This is a genomic window from Variovorax defluvii, from assembly GCF_039541515.1.
GTDB classification, from domain to species: Bacteria; Pseudomonadota; Gammaproteobacteria; order Burkholderiales; family Burkholderiaceae_C; genus Variovorax; species Variovorax defluvii.
Genome location: NZ_BAABGJ010000057.1, coordinates 78,201 through 95,613, shown reverse-complemented (window position 1 = coordinate 95,613; position 17,413 = coordinate 78,201). Strand labels below are relative to the sequence as shown.

The following is a 17,413-nucleotide window of genomic DNA, read 5'->3' as shown; positions in this document are numbered from 1 at the left end:
CTTTCCTTCTCGGGTACCTCGGCCTCAGCAGGCCGTGGCGATGGTCGCGTCCCGCGCCTGGCACGGCGATGCCGGTGCGGGGGGTGGCGCCACCAGGCTCGCGCCCGGGCGCCAGGGCCAGTGGCCCATTTCGTCGGCGATACGGCGGAAGTCCGCCGCCGCCGGGCTGGCGGGATACGCCTCCACGACGGTGCGGGCCAGCCGCTGCGCGTCGCGCATGTGCGGCTCGGCCCGCACCGAGCCGGCCGGCTGCAGCGAGACCGCGAGGTAACGGCTGCCGGCCTGCGCCAGGTTGTCGGTGACCTGCTGCGCGGCCCGGGGTTCGTCTACCCCGTTGACCACGAAGCGCAGTTGCCGCAGCGCGTGCGCATAGTGCAGTCGCTTCACGCCCGCGTAGGTCGCGGTGATGGCGGCGGCGTGCGGCCGCATCACCAGGACCAGCTCGTCGGCCCGCTGGGCCAGGCCGGAGAGCCGGCCCTCTGCGTCCAGCGCGGCGTCGACCAGGATCACGTCGCCCTGCCACAACGAGCGCGGATCGGCCGAGAGCGCCACCGTGCGCGGCACCGCCGGCAGCACCTGGACGCCGCAGGCCGATCGCGCGGCGGCGTCCTGCAGCGTGGTCCGCCGCAGGGCCACGTCGGCCAGCGCGCCCGCCGGCGCCAGGCCCCAGCAGGCCGCGGCCGTGCCGTCGCCATGCCCGTGTTCGTCGAGCAGCATCACCTGGCGGCCCTGCTGCGCGAGCGCCGCGGCCAGGTTCATCGTCACCGTGGTGGCGCCTTGCCCGCGCCCCATGCTGGCGATGGCCAGCATGCGGGTGCGCGACTGCGCCAGAAGGCGGCGCAGGCCCTCGGCCTGATCCGACATCATGCGCGTCACGTTCCCAGCGCCTCCAGCAACAGGAACAACTTGGCCATGCCCTCGTAGAGCACGTTGCCCGAAGGCGCGCGGTCGGGGCGGGTGCGCCGGCCGGTGAGCTGGGCCAGCAGCGCACGGGTGCGCCCCGCCCATTCGTCCTGTGCGTTCAGCAGGCGCCACACGGTGGTGGTGGCCTGTCCGGCGATCAGCACCCGCTTCATCATGTGCGGATCACCCACCTCGCCCAGGCCGCCCGCCAGTTGCAGGCCCTGGCGCATCAGGCGGAAGCAGGGCTCCGCCTCGGCGGACCAGGCCTGCCATTGCGCGAGCTGCGAGGCGTCGATCTCGGCGCCGAGGTTCGACAGCAGGTAGTTCTGCGTCAGGATCTTTCCGCTCCTGGGCTCCATGACCCGGCTGATCACGCAGCGCAGCGCGGGCAGCCCGTGCTCGCCACGCAGCAGCACCTCGGCCTCGGCCACCGCCCGCATCGCCGGCTTGCCCTTGAAGCGCACCGGCCGCGCCGCGCCGAAGTCGAGCACCAGCCTGGCCAGCGTGCTGTTGCGGCCGCTCGCCGCATCGACAACGCCGGTCGCGCCCGGCGCACGCGCCAGCCAGGCCAGCCCGCGGGCCTGCACCTGGGCCAGCGCGTCGACGGCGGGCAGCCGCGGCCACACATGCACCACCGGCTTGCCGAAGTCCTGCTGGGCCAGCCACTGGAGCTGCCGCGTGCCGGTGCGCCGTGCCGCCTCCGCGCCACCACGGGCGCCGGCGGTGGACAACCACTTGTGCGGCGCCGCCAGCGGCATGCCGCTGCGATCGGACAGCAGCAGCATGCCCTCGCAGTGGTAGGCATCGCCACCCTCGTTCGACCGGAGGCCCACCTGCCCGCCGAGCGCCAGCACGTGGCGGTCGCAGCCCGTGGCGATCTCGCTCCAGGCATGAGCCTTGAGCGACTGCTGGACGGCCTTGTGCAGCACCTGCTCGTCGGCCGCCATGCGCCACAGCTCGCGCGCGGTGTCGAAGCCCAGGTCGGCGGAGGACAGCGCCTTGGCCGCGTCCGCCACCGCCTGCGCGTCGTGCGCCATGGCGTGGATCAGGCGCTGGTAGCGCAGGCGCATGCGCTCGGCCTCGGCCTGGGCCTCGGCCACCTGCGTCGCGGCCTCGCCCGCGGGCTTGTCCTGCAGTTCGCCCTCGCCGGGCACGAACAGCGCGCTCGGCGCCTTGGCCTCGAAGACGCTGTCGACCAGCGCCGCCCGCTCGGCCGTCACCAGGTTCTCCGGCACCTTCTGGCCGCAGGAGATGTAGTGCACCGGCAGGCGGTGGCGGATCACCGTGTCAATCAGCGCGCCCGGGTGCGTGGCCTCGTCCACCTTGGTGAAGATGCAGCCGGCCAGTCCGCCGGCGCCGCTGCCCTGGCGGTAGGCATGCACCACCTCGTTGAGCGTGTCGCCGTGGCTGGCGGCATTGAGCAGCAGCAGCCGCTTGACCGGCCGCTGGCTGCTGGAGAGCATGGCGATCTGCTCGGAGACGGCGCGATCGCGCTGGCTCATGCCGACGGTGTCGATCAGCACCATGTGCTTGTTGCGCAGGTCGTTGAGCACCAGTTGCAGGTCGGTCGCATCCTTCACCGCGTAGACCGGCACGTTCAGGATCTGGCCGTAGATGCGCAGTTGCTCGTAGGCACCGATCCGGTAGCTGTCGGTGGTCACCAGCGCCAGCTTCTCGGCGCCGAAGCGCATCACGCAGCGCGCGGCCAGCTTGGCGGTGGTGGTGGTCTTGCCGACGCCGGTGGGGCCGACCAGCGCATAGACGCCGCCGTGGGCCAGCAGCGCGTCTTCGTCTTCCATCAGCGGCACGGTGCGCATCAGCTCGGACCGCACGAAGGCCATGCCCTGCGCGTAGCTCTGGCCGGCAGGCAGGTGCTCGAGCATGGCCTTCGACAGGCGGGCGCTGAAGCCGGCGCCCAGCAGGGTGCGCAGCAGGCGGCCGCGCATCGGGTCACGGCGCTGGCGGTCGTTCCAGACCACGGTGGCGAGCTGCTCTTCGATCATGCCGCGCATGGAGTGCAGCTCGCTGAGCACGGGATCGGCCGGCGCGGCCGCGGCCGGCGCTTCGACCGCCGCCGCAGTGGAGACGGGCTCGCGGTTCGCCGGCAGCGGCGCCTCGGGTGCAGACACCGGGGCGCGCATCATCAGCGGCACCGAGGGCGTCGCGGGACGCGAGGGCGGCACGGCCGAAGGCATGAAAGGCATCGAGGGCACCGGCACGGGCGCCGGCATCGCGGTGGAGGCCATGGGCCGGGGCGCGGGCACCGGTACCGGCGCAGGCGAAGGGGCGGGTGCGGGCGCCCAGGCGGATGCATAGGCGTGCGCCGGGACAGTGGCCGGCTCGGCCTGCTCCGCGACCTGCTCCATCTCTTCCGGCGCCATGGCGACGATCTCGACGCCGTCGGCCACCACGCGGTTGGTGAGCACCATGGCTTCCGAACCCAGGGCCTCGCGGGCCAGCCGCAGCGCCTCGCGGCTGGTGGCGGCGACGAACTTGCGTGCGGCGCTGCGCACGTCGGTGATGATGTTCAAACTCTTCCTCCGATGGTGGCGGTGATCTTGATGCGGCGGGTGTCAGGGATCTCGGCGTGCGAGAGCACCTTGAGCTGCGGCAGGCTGCGCCGCAGGAAACGGGACAGCAGCACGCGCAGCGGGTGCTGCACGACCAGCACCGGCGCCAGTCCCAGCTGCTCCTGGCGTGCCATGGCGGCCTGGGTCTGCACCAGCAGGTTGTCGGCCAGGCCCGGCTCGATGCCGCTGTTGCTGGTCATGGCCTGCTGCAGCATGCCGTCGAGCGTGCTGTCCAGGCCGAGCACCTGCATCTCGGCGTCGCCCGGGAACAGCTGCTGCACGATGGCGCGGCCCAGGGCCAGGCGGGTGATCGAGGTCAGCTCGGTGGCGTCCTTGACGGTCGGGGCATGCTCGGCCATCACGTCGAGGATGGTTCGCATGTCGCGGATCGGCACTTCTTCTTCCAGCAGGTTCTGCAGCACCTTGTGCAGCGTGCTGAGCGACAGCACCTTCGGCACCAGGTCCTCGGTGAGCTTGGGCGCGGTCTTGCCGACCTGGTCGAGCAGTTGCTGCACCTCCTGGCGGCCGAGCAGCTCGGCGGCGTGGGTCTGGATCAGGTGGTTCAGGTGCGTGGCCATCACCGTGCAGGCGTCGACCACCGTGTAGCCGAGCACCTGCGCCTGCTGCCGCTGGCCCGCGTCGATCCACACCGCGGGCAGGCCGAAGGCCGGGTCCCGCGTCGGCGTGCCGGGCAGCGTGCCGGTCACCTGGCCCGGGTTGATCGCCATCCACTGGTTCGGGTAGGCCTCGCCGCGGCCGATCTCCACGCCCTTGAGGCTGATGATGTAGGTGTTGGGCTGGATCTCGAGGTTGTCGCGGATGTGCACCACCGGCACCAGGAAGCCCAGCTCCTGCGCGATCTTCTTGCGGATGCTCTTGATGCGGCCCAGCAGTTCGCCCTGCTGCGACTGGTCCACCAGCGGGATCAGCCGGTAGCCGACCTCCATGCCCAGGGGGTCGACCAGCGCCACGTCGTCCCAGCTCGCCTCCGCCGCCTCGGAGGCCGGTGCGGCGGCGGCTGCGGCGGCCTGCGCGGCAGCCGCCTGCGCGGCCGCCTTCTGCGGGGCGCGCAGCAGCAGGCGGCGGCCGACCCACAGCAGGCCACCCGCGATCAGCAGGAAGGCCAGGTTGGGCATGCCGGGGATCATGCCCATCAGACCGATGATCGCGGCCGTGAGGAACAGCACCTGCGGGTTGGAGAACAGCTGGCCGGTGAGCTGGCGCCCCACGTCCTCTTCGGTGGTCACGCGCGAGACGATCACGCCGGCCGCGGTGGAGATCACCAGCGCCGGGATCTGCGCCACCAGGCCGTCGCCGATGGCCAGCAGCGTGTAGGTCCGGCCGGCGGTGGAGAAGTCCAGGCCGTGCTGCACCACGCCCACGACCAGCCCGCCGATGATGTTGATCACCATGATCAGCAGGCCGGCGATCGCGTCGCCGCGCACGAACTTGCTGGCACCGTCCATGGAGCCGTAGAAGTCGGCTTCCTGCGCCACCTCGGTGCGGCGCTTGCGGGCCACGTCCTCGCCGATCAGGCCGGCGTTGAGGTCGGCGTCGATCGCCATCTGCTTGCCGGGCATGGCGTCGAGCATGAAGCGCGCGCCGACCTCGGCGATGCGCCCCGCGCCCTTGGTGATCACCATGAAGTTGATGAGCACCAGGATGATGAACACCATCACGCCGACCGCGAAGTTGCCGCCCACCAGGAAGTGGCCGAAGGCCTCGATCACCTTGCCGGCCGCGTCGGGCCCGGTGTGGCCGTTCATCAGCACCACGCGGGTGGAAGCCACGTTGAGCGACAAGCGCAGCAGGGTCGAGAACAGCAGCACCGCCGGGAAGGCTGCGAAGTCCAGCGCCTTCATGGTGTACATGCTCACCAGCAGCACCATCACCGACATCGCGATGTTGAAGGTGAACAGCAGGTCCAGCAGGAAGGCCGGCAGCGGCAGCACCATCATGCTCAGGATCATGATGATGAGGATGGGGCCGGCCAGGCCTTTCATCTGGCCACCGGAGAAGCTCTGCGGCGGCAGCCGCAGGAAGGAGGCAATCGCGTTCATGCAGCAGCGTTCGGGTTGTACTCAAGGGCCTGGGGGATGGGCAGCTCGCCCGGCGTGCGCGGCGCCTCGCCGCCCTCGGCCTTCCAGCGCTTGAGCTGGTAGACCCAGGCCAGCACCTCGGCCACGGCGGTGTAGAGGCCGGCGGGGATCTCCTGGCCCAGCCGGGTGTTCTTGTAGAGCGCGCGGGTCAGCGGCGGCGCCTCCAGCACCGGGACCTTGTGCTCGGCCGCGAGCTCGCGGATGCGCGCGGCCACCAGGTCCGTGCCCTTGGCCACCACGCGCGGCGCGCGCATCTGGCTGTCCTCGTACTTCAGCGCCACGGCGAAGTGCGTGGGGTTGGTGACCACGATGTCGGCCTTGAGCACCTCGGACATCATGCGGCGGCGCGCCACCGCCTGCTGCTGGCGCCGGATCTGGGCCTTGACGTGCGGGTCGCCCTCGCTCTCCTTGTGCTCCTGGCGCAGGTCTTCGCGCGACATGCGCAGCTTGCGGTAATAGCTCCACAGCTGGAAGGGCACGTCCACCAGCGCGATCAGCAGCAGCGCGGCGACGATGAGGGCGCAGTTGCGCGCCACCAGCATGATCATCTGCGGCAGCGCCGCGCGCGCGGACTGGGCCATCAGCGCGTTGACCTCGTCCATGTTGCCCATGATCACCAGCCAGGCCACACCGCCGATCAGCAAGGACTTGGCCAGCGCCTTGAACAGCTCCGCGAGCGACTGCGCCGAGAACAGGCGGCCGAGGCCGGCGATGGGATCGAGCTTGCTGAACTTGGGGCCCAGGGCCTGGGTGGAGAACAGCCATCCGCCCAGCATCAGCGGCCCCGCCACGGCGGCCAGCACGACCATGCCCATGTAAGGCGCCATCGCGATCAGCGCCTGCATGGCCTGCAGCCCGGCCTGGCTGAGCATGAAGGAGGTGTCGAAGGCCACAGCGCGCTCGAAGCGCAAGCCGTGGCTCATCGCGCCGCGAAAGCTGTTGCCCAGCGAGCCGGCCATGGCCCACAGGCCGCCGACCGCGGTGGCGAGCAGAACGAAGGTGACCAGCTCGCGCGAACGGGCCACGTTGCCTTCCTCGCGCGCTTTCTCCAGGCGCCTCGGGGAGGCCGGTTCTGTTTTTTCGAGATCGCTTTCTTCAGCCATTCGTGCTCGATGGAGCTTCGGCGGGGATCGCCGGGTCGTGGCTGATTATTCGGGTGGGGGGCTTCGGACAATCGATCGATCAGGGGGTGGATTGCCCTCCAGCTCGGGGCTTGAAACGAGCCTGCGCAGCAAGCCCATGGATGCGAGCGCGCAAGGGTTGACCCCAAAGGGATAGCGCCTCGCAGCGCTATATCCTCCGCGCCGTCACACATTGGAAATAGAAGAACGGTGAAAACCTTCGTCAGTGCCGCCTTGCGGGCGGCACTGCCATGGGTGTTGCTGGTGCTGGTCATGGCATCGCACGCTCACGCGCAGCGTCCCACCCCTGCTTCCTACGCATCCGACCTCAAGAAGGTTCGAGCCCTGCTGCTGCAGCCCGAGTCGCAGATGGACCTGGGCGTCGTCAAGCTGACGGTCGATCGGAGGATCGATCCGTCCATCGACGTCGTGGCCGCCACGAAGCAGATCGAGCAACTGGCAGAAGAGGTCCGGACCACCTTCCCGCCCGGCGCCTCGAACCTGGCGAAGTTCAAGGCCCTGCGCGACTACCTGAACCGCCCGCCCCTGCTCAGCGGGCGCCAGGCATATCTCTACAACCTCCAGGACGACCGCAGCCCGCGGCCCCCTTTGCGAGTCGCAGACGGATCCTTGGCTTGCTGACACGAGGAACTACTGGTATGGATCCGTGTTCGGCACCGATACTGCGCCCTAGAACCCCAAACTCTCCAACAAGTCGTCCACCTGCGCCTGGTCCGTCACCGCCTCCGGGTTGTCCGCCTTGATCTGCGGCCCGTTCATGAGGCTGTTGGCCTGCCCCATCGCGATCTCCGTGCGCTTCTCCGCCGGCGCGTTGTCGATCAGCACCTGCAGCAGCTGCGTCTCGACCTCGTTGACCACGTCCATCATCTTCTTGATGACCTGGCCCGTGAGGTCCTGGAAATCCTGCGCCATCATGATTTCCATCAGCTGCGAATTGATGGCGCCGGCGCGCTCGGGCACCTGCTGAAGGTAGCCGCGCGTGTCCATCACCAGCTCGCGCGCGTGGTCCAGTTCGATCGGGTTGGCGAACCACTGGTCCCAGCGCCCGCTCAGGTCCTTGGCGCCGTTCGACAGCGCTTCCTGCATCGGCTGGGCGGCATCGATCGCGTTGAGCGCGCGGTGCGCGGCGCGCTCGGTCATCGTCGCCACGTAGCTGAGGCGGTCGCGCGCATCGGGAATCGCCTGCGCGGCCCGCTCGACCTGCTTGTCCAGGCCCAGCTCGCGCAGGCCTTCGCGCAACTGGCGCGTCAACTGGCCGATGCGGCCCAGCAGTTCGTCGTGCGTGTTGCCGGTGGTGTTGGCGTCCATGTCATGCCGCCTCTTTTTGCAGCTTCTCGAAGATCTTGCTCAGCTTCTCTTCGAGCGTGGCAGCGGTGAAAGGCTTGACCACATAACCGTTGGCGCCCGCCTGGGCCGCGGCGATGATGTTCTCCTTCTTCGCCTCGGCCGTGACCATCAGCACCGGCAGCTTGGCCAGCGCGGGGTCGGCGCGGATGGTCTTGAGCATGGTCAGGCCGTCCATGTTCGGCATGTTCCAGTCCGACACCACGAAGCCGAAGTTGCCGCTGCGCAGCTTCTCGATGCCGGCGGCGCCATCCTCCGCCTCGTCGACGTTGAGGAAGTCCAGCTCCTTCAGCAGGTTGCGCACGATGCGGCGCATGGTCGGGAAGTCGTCCACGACCAGGATCTTGATGCTCTTGTCAATCACGGTTTCTCCAGCTTCAGCAGGTTCATTTCAACGAAGGGGTTCAGACACGGTTGGCGCGCTCGCCGAAGGTGCGAAGGTGCGCCAGCACGCGGCGGGTCATCTCGCTCAGGGGGGCGACTTCGTCCACCGCGCCGATCAGCACGGCCTCGCGCGGCATGCCGTAGACGATGCAGCTCGCCTCGTCCTGCGACAGGGTGTGGGCACCGGCCTGCTTCATGCGCAGCAGGCCCTCGGCGCCATCGCGCCCCATGCCGGTGAGGATCATTCCGATCGCGTTCTTGCCCGCGTGCCGCGCCACGGAATCGAACAGCACGTCGATCGAGGGGCGGTGGCGGTTCACCGGCGGCTCCTGGTGGAGCTGCGCCACGTAGTTGGCCCCGCTGCGCGCCAGCGCCATGTGCCAGCCGCCGGGCGCGATGTAGGCATAGCCCGGCAGCACGCGCTCGCCATGCTCGGCCTCCTTCACGTGGATGCGGCACAGGCCGTCCAGACGCTGCGCGAAAGAGCGGGTGAAGCCGGGCGGCATGTGCTGCGCGATCAGCACCGCCGGCGCATCGGGCGGCAACGGCTGCAGCACCTCGCGGATCGCCTCGGTGCCGCCGGTGGAGGCGCCGATGATGATCAGCTTCTCGGTCGACAGCAGCGGGCTGCGCAGCGGTGGCTCCTGAACGGCCCCGGCGGCCGCGCGCTGGGCCGCCGTGCGGGCGGGCAGAAGGCGCGCCTGCGAGGCCGCGCGGATCTTGCCGGCGATCAGCTCGGTGTACTGGATCAGCCCGTCGCGCACGCCCAGCTTGGGCTTGGTGACGAAGTCGATCGCCCCCAGTTCCAGCGCGCGCAAGGCAATCTCGGAGCCGCGCTCGGTCAGCGAGGAGACCATCACCACCGGCATCGGCCGCAGACGCATGAGCTTCTCGAGGAACTCCAGGCCGTCCATGCGCGGCATCTCCACGTCCAGGGTCAGCACGTCGGGGTGGGTCTGCTTGATCAGCTCGCGCGCCACCAGCGGATCGGCGGCGGTGCCCACCACCGTCATGTCGGGCTGGCTGTTGATGAGCTCGGTCATCACGCTGCGGATCAGCGCGGAATCGTCGACGCACAGCACCTTGATCTTCTTGGTCATGAGACGCAGCTTCCCTTGGGGGTGGTGTTGACGGCGGCGAGCCGGCGCAGCAGCTCGCCCTCCTCCCGCTGCACCGACAGCACGTCGAGCTGGGTGCGCAGCTTGCGCACCACGGCCTTGCCGCTGTGCGGCAGCAGGCAGACGCGGCGCGCGTGCTGGCCACGCAGGTCCTGCGCGGCAATGGCGATGCGCTCGTTCTCCAGGTAGCGCAGCACGAAATCGGCGTTGCGGTCGCCGATGTTGAGCGTGGTCATGTTGGCCAGCACTGCCGCGCCGCCGAAGACTTTGGCTTGCAGCCGGTCGCGCCGCGCGCCGGCGCGCAGCAGCTCGCGGATCAGCACGTCCATCGCATAGGTGCCGTAGCGCATCGACTCGGCCTGGCCGCGGGTGCCGGGCTCGGCATCTTCCGGCAGCATGAAGTGGTTCATGCCCGCGATGCGGGCCTCGCGGTCGATCAGGCAGGCCGCCACGCACGAGCCCAGCACGGTGCTCATCACGGTGTCGGCAGCGGTGACGTAGTACTCGGAGGGCAGCAGCTTCACCGCCATGCGGTCGAAGTCGCGGTCGAAGTAATGATGGCTCGCGACCGAACCCGGGACCGCCGCACTCATGCGCGCCCCTTCCGGTCCAGCTCGTAGACGGTCTGTCCGGTGGTCCTGAAGTTCGGACTGACCAGAGAGGCATTCTCCGAATGCCCGGCAAAGAGCAGCGCGCCCGGCTTCAGCAGCGGCTCGAAGCGGTCGAGGATTCGCTTCTGCGTGGGCTTGTCGAAGTAGATCATCACGTTGCGGCAGAAGATCGCGTCCACCGGCTCCTTCACCGGCCACACCGGGTCCAGCAGATTCAGGCGCTCGAACTTCACCATGGCTGCCAGTTCGGGCCGCACGCGCACCTTGCCGGCATTGGAGCCCGTGCCCTTGTTGAAGAAGCGGCGCAGCCGCTCGGCCGGCAGGCGGGCCACCTGCTCCTGCGTGAACACGCCGGCCGAGGCCTTGGCCAGTACGGCGGTGTCGATGTCGGTGGCGATCACGCGCGCGCTGCCGGCGCGCTCGCCCAGTGCTTCGGCCAAGGTGATGGCGATCGAGTACGGCTCCTCGCCGGTCGAGGCGGCCGCGCACCAGACGGTCACCGGCTGCCGGCTGCGCTTCACATGCTCGGCCAGCACCGGGAAGTGGTGCGCCTCGCGGAAAAACGAGGTCAGGTTGGTGGTCAGCGAATTGATGAAGACCTGCCACTCCTCGTGGTCGTGGTGGCTGGACTCCAGCAGCTCGAGGTAGCGGGAGAATTCCGGCAGCCGCAGTTCGCGCAGGCGGCGCGACAGGCGGCTGTACACCATCTGCCGCTTCTGCTCGCCCAGGGCGATGCCGGCCCGGCGATGGATGAGCGTCCGGATCTTCGAAAAGTCGTGGTCGGTGAAAAGAAATTCGGAGTTCACGATCGGTGCCCGGGCTGTCGCTTCAATGTACACAGCGCTCACCTCGTTCAAAGGGTCGATCAAGGGGACGAAGGTCTTGCATATCGTTCGCTCGGTGCGCGGGCTTCTCGCGTCAATCGGAAATGATCGGGGCCAGGTCCTGCGCCCAGGCCAGCGCCGCCAGGTGCGCGGCGTTCACCTGTTCCGCATCCAGGAAGAGAGACTCCGCCAGGCTCGCGGCGCGCGCGCCATCGACCTCGCAGCTCTCGGCCAGCATCAGGAAGGGCGCGTAGGCGCCTTCGCGCGACAGGATGGCCTGCTGCACCGCCTCGTTGAGCTGCACCTTGCGCACGACTTCCTGCATCGGCACGCCCAGCAACCGGTCGATCAGCGAGAACATGCCGACCACGAAAAGGTTGTCGGCATCGCTGGCCGGCAGCATGCCCTGGCCCATGAGTTCGACGAAGCGGCCGCGCAGGATCGCCTTCTTGGTCATGTAAGGCGCGCTGGCCTTGGCGTTGCTGGTGGCCAGCAGCACCGACAGCCAGCGCAGCAGCGGCGCGTAGCCGAGCATGCTCACCGCGTGGCGCAGCGAATGGATCTCGACGCCCGCGCCGATGGCGGGCGAATTGACGTAGCGCAGCAGGCGATAGGTCAGCGCGGCGTCCCGCTTGAGCACCGCCTCGATGTCACGCAGCGCGTCGTTGCGCTGGATCATCTGCATGAGCTGCACGATCGCCATGGCCTCGGGCTGCAATGTCTTGCCGGACGTATCGGCATCGTCGGGGACCAGCACCTCGCCTTCCACGAAGGCCTCGATCTGCTGCGACGCGCAGGCGTCGAAGTCCTCCCAGTCGCCCACGCGCGTGGCGATGAAGTGCACCGGCGGGCGCCCCGGCTCCATCGCTGCGCGCAGACGCCTCACCTTCTCCGGCTCGCCCGCGCCCACGTCGAGGTGGGTGACCAGGCCGCGCAGTTCTTCGTCCTCCGGCAGCGCCTCGGCCCCGCACAGCATGAAGCCGAAGCCCTGCTCGCGCAGGAACAGCAGGATCGGACGCAGTTCCTCGTGGCCCAGCAGCTCCGGTCCTGCGCACAGAACCACGTTCTCTGGCGGCAGCATCTGCAGCTCGCCGGTCACGATCGAATCGGCGTCGACGTCGAAGAACAGGACGGTGCGCCCCAGCGCCCATCCCGTGCGGGGATCGTTGAGATGCCTGCCCACGCAGGCTGCGAGCGGCTTGAACATCGACACGGCATCGGCGCCCTGTTCCGGCACCGCCGGCCGCCAGGCCATGCGGTAGCCCATGACACGCCGGTCCGGGTCGAGCAACTGGGTGTAGGTCACGTAGCCGCTGGTGTCGGGCTCGCGTGCGGCCGCGGCCGGGGCCGCGGTGTCGTTCTGCTGGCGCCGGAAGAAGTCGAAGCGCATGCTCGTTCCCCCTCGGCTCAGGCGGCCAATGCGCTCATCCTGGAAGCCCCGGCCAGCGCTGCAGCGCTCGCGGCCTGTGCACGCTGGATGCGCGGCATGGCACCCACGTCGATGATGAAAGCGACGCTGCCGTCGCCCAGGATGGTGGCGGCCGAGATGCCGGGCACCTTGCGGTAGTTGGTCTCGAGGTTCTTCACCACCACCTGGTGCTGGCCCAGCAGTTCGTCCACCAGCAACGCGAAGCGGGCGTCGTCGGCCTGCACGATCACCAGGATGCCCTGGGTCGGCTGGGTCTGGGCATTGGCCACGTCGAAGACGCGGTGCAGCTCGATCAGGGGCAGGTACTCGCCGCGCACCTTGATCACGTGGCCGTCGGAGGTGATCGAATGCAGGTGTTCGGGCAGCGGCTGCAGCGACTCGATGACGTAGGACAGCGGCAGGATGTAGGCCTCGTCGCCCACCTTGACCGACATGCCGTTGAGGATGGCCAGCGTGAGCGGCAGCACGATGCGGGTGGTGGTGCCCCTCCCCTCGCGGGAACTGATCTCCACGTGGCCGCCCATCTCCTGGATGTTGCGCTTGACCACGTCCATGCCGACGCCACGGCCCGAGATGTCCGTGACCTGCTCGGCGGTGGAGAAGCCGGGCGCGAAGATGAGTTGCCATACCTCGTCGTCGGGCATGGTGTCGCTCACGGCCAGGCCCTGCTGGCGTGCCTTGGCGAGGATCTTCTCGCGGTTCAGCCCGGCGCCGTCGTCGCTGACCTCGATCACGATGTTGCCGCCGTGGTGCTGCGCGGACAGCAGCAGCTGGCCGGTCGCGTCCTTGCCCTTGGCCTGGCGCTGCTCGGGTGTTTCGATGCCGTGGTCCAGGCTGTTGCGCACCAGGTGCGTGAGCGGGTCCACGATGCGCTCGATCAGGCCCTTGTCGAGCTCGGTCTCCTTGCCGTAAGTGTCCAGGCGCACCTGCTTGCCCAGCTTGGCGCTGACGTCGCGGATCACGCGCGGGAAGCGGCTGAACACGTAGTCCATGGGCATCATGCGGATGGACATCACCGACTCCTGCAGGTCGCGCGCGTTGCGCTCCAGGTGGCCCAGGCCGCTGAGGAAGCGCTCGTAGGCCACCGGGTCCAGCATGGTGGCGGCCTGCGTGAGCATCGACTGGGTGATCACCAGTTCGCCCACCAGGTTGATCAGCTGGTCGACCTTCTCCACGTCGACGCGGATCGAGCTGGACTCCTTGGCGTGCGCGGCGGCAGCGGATGCGGAGGCGGCGGCCGCCTTCGGCGTTGCGGCCGGCTCGGCGGCGGCTGCGGCGGCAACCGGTGCAGCCGGCGCGGCGGCGGGCGCCGGGGCCGGCGCCGCGGCGGCCGGTGCCTGCGCCGGCTCGGGCGTGATCTGGATCTGCGATTCGTCGATCACGAAGCAGCACACGGCCACGATGTCGTCCGGGCTGCAGGTGGTGTCGAGCAGCACGGTCAGCTGGTCTCCGCTGCGCGTGCGCGAGCGCACCTGCCCGAGGTTGCCGAGTTCGTCGGCGAGCAGCTCGCACTCGCTGTCGGACAGCTTCGAGAAGCGCACGCACAGCGCGCCCTGCCCGGCCGGCCCGGCAGCAGCGGGCACCGGGGCAGGCGCGGCGGCGACGGGCGCCGGTGCAGGCGCGGGCGCCGAGCCCGCGGCACCGTTCTCGCGCGCCAGCTGTTGCAGCACGGCGCAGATCTGCGCCACCCGTTCAGGCTCGGGTTCATGGCCCGCCTGGTAGGCCGTCAGTTGTTCTTGCAAGGCGTCCTTCGTTTCCAAAAAGGCGTCGATCATCGGAGCGCTCAGGGTCAGCTGGCCATGGCGGGCGCTGTCCAGGAGGCTTTCCAACAGGTGCGTGGTGTCGGTCAGGGCGGTGAAGCCGAAGGTGGCGGCGCCGCCCTTGATCGAGTGCGCCGCGCGGAAGATGGCGTTGAGCCGCTCCGAGCCGGGTGCGGCGACGTCCAGTTCGAGGAGCAGTTGCTCCATCTCCGCCAGCAGCTCGACCGCTTCGACGAAAAATGCTTGTGTGAATTGACTGAGGTCCATGGTTGCTCCGTGTCCGGCTTCTTCAGGCTGGCTAGTTCCCTGCCGATGCAGGCCCCTTGTAGGCCGTCACCTTGACGCTGTCGGGCGGTGGCGGCGCAGGGCGCAGCAGGCGACCGGCGCGCGCGGCACCGCCGACGGCGCCGCCGTTGTTCTCCCGCTCGATCTGCTCCTGCGTGCGGTGGTTCAGCACGACGATGCTGATGCGGCGGTTGATCGGGTTGCGCGGCTCGGTCTTGTCGAGGTGCTGGCTGTCGGCCAGGCCGACCACGCGCAGCACCTTGTTCTCGGCCATGCCGCCCATCACCAGTTCGCGCCGCGAGGCATTGGCGCGGTCGGCCGACAGCTCCCAATTGCCGTAGGAGCGGTCGCCGTTGGTGTAGATGAAAGCGTCGGTGTGGCCCGACAGCGTGATCTTGTTGGGCAGCTCGTTGAGCACGGGCCCGAACTCGCGCAGGATTCCCCGCACGTGCGGCAGCAGCCGCGCGCTGGCCAGGTCGAACATCGGGCGGTTTTCGTTGTCCACGATCTGCAGGCGCAGACCCTCGGTCGTGATGTCGATCAGGATCTGCGAGCGGAACTGCTTGAAGACGGGGCTGGTTTCGATCAGATCGTCCAGCCGCTTCTTCATGCTCTCGAGCCGGTCGGCATCGGCCATGTCCTCGGCCGCGGTCTCGACCATGCGCACTTCGCCGTCCACGCTGGTGGTCGGGTCCATGCCGCCGCCGGGGATCACGCTGGCACTGGTGCCGCTCTTCTCTCCTCCGTTGATCGCCACCTTCAGCGGCATGCGGAAATGCTCGGCGATGCCCTCGCGCTGCTTGGGCGTCGCGTTCGACAGCAGCCACATGACGAGGAAGAAGGCCATCATGGCCGTCATGAAGTCGGCGTAAGCGATCTTCCAGCCGCCGCCATGGTGGCCGCCGCCGCCCTTGCTGATGCGCTTGACGACGATGGGGCCCTTGTCTGCACTCATGGGCGAGCCCCTACCTGGCTTTCACTTCGCGCACGTGGCTGTCGAGCTCGGTGAAGCTCGGCCGCTCGGTCGAGAACAGCACCTTGCGCCCGAATTCCACCGCCAGCTGCGGCGCGTAGCCGTTCAGGCTGGCCAGCAGCGTCACCTTGGCGCACTGGTACATCTTCATGCCCTCGTCCACCTTCTGCTCGATCAGCGTGGCCAGCGGCGAGACGAAGCCGTAGGCCAGCAGCACGCCGAGGAAGGTGCCCACCATGGCGTGGGCGATCAGCGCGCCCATCTCGGCCGGCGGCAGGTCGGCCGAGCCCAGCGCGTGCACCACGCCCATCACCGCGGCCACGATGCCCAGCGCCGGCAGCGCGTCGGCGATGCGGGAGAGGCTGTGGCTGGGCACCTCGGCTTCGTGGCGGATGGTCTCGATCTCGTGGTCCATCAGCGCCTCGATCTCGAAGGCGTCCGTGTTGCCGCTGATCACCAGGCGCAGGTAGTCGCAGATGAACTCCATCAGCTCCGCGTCGGCCAGGATGCTGGGATAACGCTGGAAGATCTCGCTCGAGGCGGGCGCCTCGACGTCCGACTCCAGCTTCATCATCCCTTCCTTGCGTGCCTTGGCCAGCAGCTCGTAGAGCAGTGCCAGCAGGTCCATGTAGAGCTGGCGGTTGACCTTGGAGGAGCGCAGCAGCAGCGGCAGCTCCTTGATGGTCGCCTTGATGTTCTTGCCCTTGTTGCCGGCGATGAAGGCGCCGATCGCGGAGCCCCCGATCATCAGCAGCTCGACCGGCTGGAACAGGACACCGAAGTGGCCGCCCATCAGCGCGTAGCCGCCGAAGACGGCCCCGCAGACCACCAGATAACCCACCAGTACGAGCACGCGCTTCCCCTTGGCCCCTCAGGGCGTCATGTCAACCGCCTGTCCTGGGGACAGGGCCGCCTGCGACGACCCGCTCACGGGCGCCGCAACCGGTTTATCGGCAGGGGAAGCCTTTTCCTTCAGTGCCGGCGCCGAATCTTCGGCCCCGTTGCGCCGTGCGGCGCGAACTTTGCCCGCACGCGAGGGCGGGCGGCACAGCACGCAGACGTAGCCATGCCGGCTGTCGTGGGCGTGCGCCACGAAGCGACCGCCGCAGCGGCAGCAGGTGCTGAGCTGCAGCATGTCGCTGTCGAAAAAGCGCACCATGGTGTAGGCGCGCGTGAAATCCAGCACGATTTCGCCGCCTTGCGCGTCGATTTGCTCCGTGTAGAGCCGGTAACTCTTGATCAGCGCCTGCAAACCTTTCTCGTTCGCATGCTTCAACATGAATTGATACATGTTGTAAAACATCGACGAATGGATATTGGCCATCCACGTCATGTACCAATCCGTGGAAAAAGGCAGCAATCCCTTGGGTGGCGAAACGCCTTTGATTTCCTTGTAGAGGCGGATCAGGCGCTCCCGGCTGAGGTTGACCTCCGCCTCCAGGAACTGCAGCCTGGCGCCCAGTTCGATCAGCTCGATGGCCAACTGGACTTCGCGCACCTCCGCGAGAACACTTTTCTGGGTCATGCGCTGACGCCTCCCGACGACGCTTCCCCCGGGCTCATGCTTCCAGCATCTGCAAGCGGCGTGCCGACATCAGGATCGACATGTGCGCCTGCTGCAGGTTCGTGTCCTTTTCCTCGCCGACGACGGCCGCCATCGACGGGTGGTCGTCGATGCGGAAGCTGCACAGCAGAAAATTCGAGCTCGCCAGCTTGAGCACCTGGGCCAGCGACATGCTGGCCAGCATGTCGGCCAGTTCACTGCTCACGCCGAGCCTGAACATCGCCGCCGCCCGGTCCTGCTTCACCAGCTTCTGAGCCAGCAACATGTAGGCCAGATTGAGGTCACCGATTTCCTTGGACATCTCGGCGCCGGGCGCCGCGTTCCTCAGGTTTTCTGATTCCACACTTCACTCCATTCGAACTTGGCTCAAGTGTAAGGAGCGCGTATTGAATTTGTAACTTTTGTTG

16 protein-coding genes are annotated in these 17,413 nt (G+C 68.5%); 1 reads left to right on the top strand and 15 read right to left on the bottom strand.

Features of this window, described 5'->3' with window-relative positions:
- Positions 1 to 24: 24 nt before the first annotated feature.
- From ABEA07_RS17685 to flhB, 4 genes are read right to left on the bottom strand one after another with little or no spacing between them, the layout of a single operon-like run.
- On the bottom strand, positions 25 to 867 hold the full coding sequence (locus tag ABEA07_RS17685; RefSeq protein WP_345539479.1) for a MinD/ParA family ATP-binding protein: 843 nt from the start codon (positions 865 to 867) through the stop codon (positions 25 to 27).
- 5 nt (positions 868 to 872) lie between these two features.
- Complete coding sequence (gene flhF / locus ABEA07_RS17680; protein WP_345539478.1) at positions 873 to 3,434, bottom strand: flagellar biosynthesis GTPase FlhF; 2,562 nt, start codon at positions 3,432 to 3,434, stop codon at positions 873 to 875.
- Positions 3,431 to 5,533: a flagellar biosynthesis protein FlhA gene (gene flhA, locus ABEA07_RS17675; protein ID WP_345539477.1), complete on the bottom strand. Its 2,103-nt coding sequence runs from the start codon at positions 5,531 to 5,533 to the stop codon at positions 3,431 to 3,433. The genes flhF and flhA overlap by 4 nt, the downstream gene beginning before the upstream one ends.
- Positions 5,530 to 6,675 (bottom strand): flagellar biosynthesis protein FlhB, encoded by a 1,146-nt coding sequence (gene flhB / locus ABEA07_RS17670; protein WP_345539475.1) that lies wholly within the window; start codon positions 6,673 to 6,675, stop codon positions 5,530 to 5,532. Before flhB ends, flhA begins: the two co-directional genes overlap by 4 nt.
- Positions 6,676 to 6,903: 228 nt before the next feature.
- Here flhB and ABEA07_RS17665 point away from each other — a divergent pair, with 228 nt between their 5' ends.
- Positions 6,904 to 7,335, top strand: coding sequence for a hypothetical protein (locus ABEA07_RS17665; RefSeq protein WP_345539474.1), 432 nt, complete (start codon positions 6,904 to 6,906; stop codon positions 7,333 to 7,335).
- 48 nt (positions 7,336 to 7,383) lie between these two features.
- Here ABEA07_RS17665 and cheZ read toward each other — a convergent pair whose 3' ends face one another.
- The 11 genes from cheZ to flhD form a co-directional block, all read right to left on the bottom strand.
- Positions 7,384 to 8,022 carry a protein phosphatase CheZ gene (gene cheZ / locus ABEA07_RS17660; RefSeq protein WP_345539473.1) on the bottom strand — a complete coding sequence of 213 codons (639 nt, stop codon included), beginning with the start codon at positions 8,020 to 8,022 and terminating at the stop codon, positions 7,384 to 7,386.
- A 1-nt stretch (position 8,023) separates the two neighbouring features.
- A complete protein-coding gene (gene cheY / locus ABEA07_RS17655) occupies positions 8,024 to 8,422 on the bottom strand; it encodes a chemotaxis response regulator CheY (RefSeq protein ID WP_345539472.1) in 399 nt (132 codons plus the stop codon).
- A 40-nt stretch (positions 8,423 to 8,462) separates the two neighbouring features.
- Positions 8,463 to 9,542: a protein-glutamate methylesterase/protein-glutamine glutaminase gene (locus tag ABEA07_RS17650; RefSeq protein WP_345539471.1), complete on the bottom strand. Its 1,080-nt coding sequence runs from the start codon at positions 9,540 to 9,542 to the stop codon at positions 8,463 to 8,465.
- Positions 9,539 to 10,153: a chemoreceptor glutamine deamidase CheD gene (cheD, locus tag ABEA07_RS17645; protein ID WP_345539470.1), complete on the bottom strand. Its 615-nt coding sequence runs from the start codon at positions 10,151 to 10,153 to the stop codon at positions 9,539 to 9,541. The genes ABEA07_RS17650 and cheD overlap by 4 nt, the downstream gene beginning before the upstream one ends.
- Entirely contained in the window at positions 10,150 to 10,977 is an 828-nt protein-coding gene (locus ABEA07_RS17640) for a CheR family methyltransferase (protein ID WP_345539469.1), read from the bottom strand. The genes cheD and ABEA07_RS17640 overlap by 4 nt, the downstream gene beginning before the upstream one ends.
- A 112-nt stretch (positions 10,978 to 11,089) precedes the next feature.
- The gene (locus tag ABEA07_RS17635; protein ID WP_345539467.1) at positions 11,090 to 12,385 is read right to left on the bottom strand and encodes an EAL and HDOD domain-containing protein; all 1,296 of its coding nucleotides are present in this window, start codon (positions 12,383 to 12,385) and stop codon (positions 11,090 to 11,092) included.
- Between the two features lie 17 nt (positions 12,386 to 12,402).
- On the bottom strand, positions 12,403 to 14,451 hold the full coding sequence (cheA, locus tag ABEA07_RS17630) for a chemotaxis protein CheA (protein ID WP_345539466.1): 2,049 nt from the start codon (positions 14,449 to 14,451) through the stop codon (positions 12,403 to 12,405).
- Between the two features lie 31 nt (positions 14,452 to 14,482).
- Positions 14,483 to 15,424 carry a flagellar motor protein MotB gene (motB, locus tag ABEA07_RS17625; RefSeq protein ID WP_345539465.1) on the bottom strand — a complete coding sequence of 314 codons (942 nt, stop codon included), beginning with the start codon at positions 15,422 to 15,424 and terminating at the stop codon, positions 14,483 to 14,485.
- Positions 15,425 to 15,434: 10 nt separating this feature from the next.
- Positions 15,435 to 16,295: a flagellar motor stator protein MotA gene (gene motA / locus ABEA07_RS17620; RefSeq protein WP_345539464.1), complete on the bottom strand. Its 861-nt coding sequence runs from the start codon at positions 16,293 to 16,295 to the stop codon at positions 15,435 to 15,437.
- A gap of 18 nt (positions 16,296 to 16,313) precedes the next feature.
- Positions 16,314 to 16,967: a flagellar transcriptional regulator FlhC gene (flhC, locus tag ABEA07_RS17615; protein ID WP_345539463.1), complete on the bottom strand. Its 654-nt coding sequence runs from the start codon at positions 16,965 to 16,967 to the stop codon at positions 16,314 to 16,316.
- 34 nt (positions 16,968 to 17,001) lie between these two features.
- Positions 17,002 to 17,349, bottom strand: a complete 348-nt coding sequence (flhD, locus tag ABEA07_RS17610) for a flagellar transcriptional regulator FlhD (RefSeq protein ID WP_345539461.1) — start codon at positions 17,347 to 17,349, stop codon at positions 17,002 to 17,004.
- Positions 17,350 to 17,413: the final 64 nt, after the last annotated feature.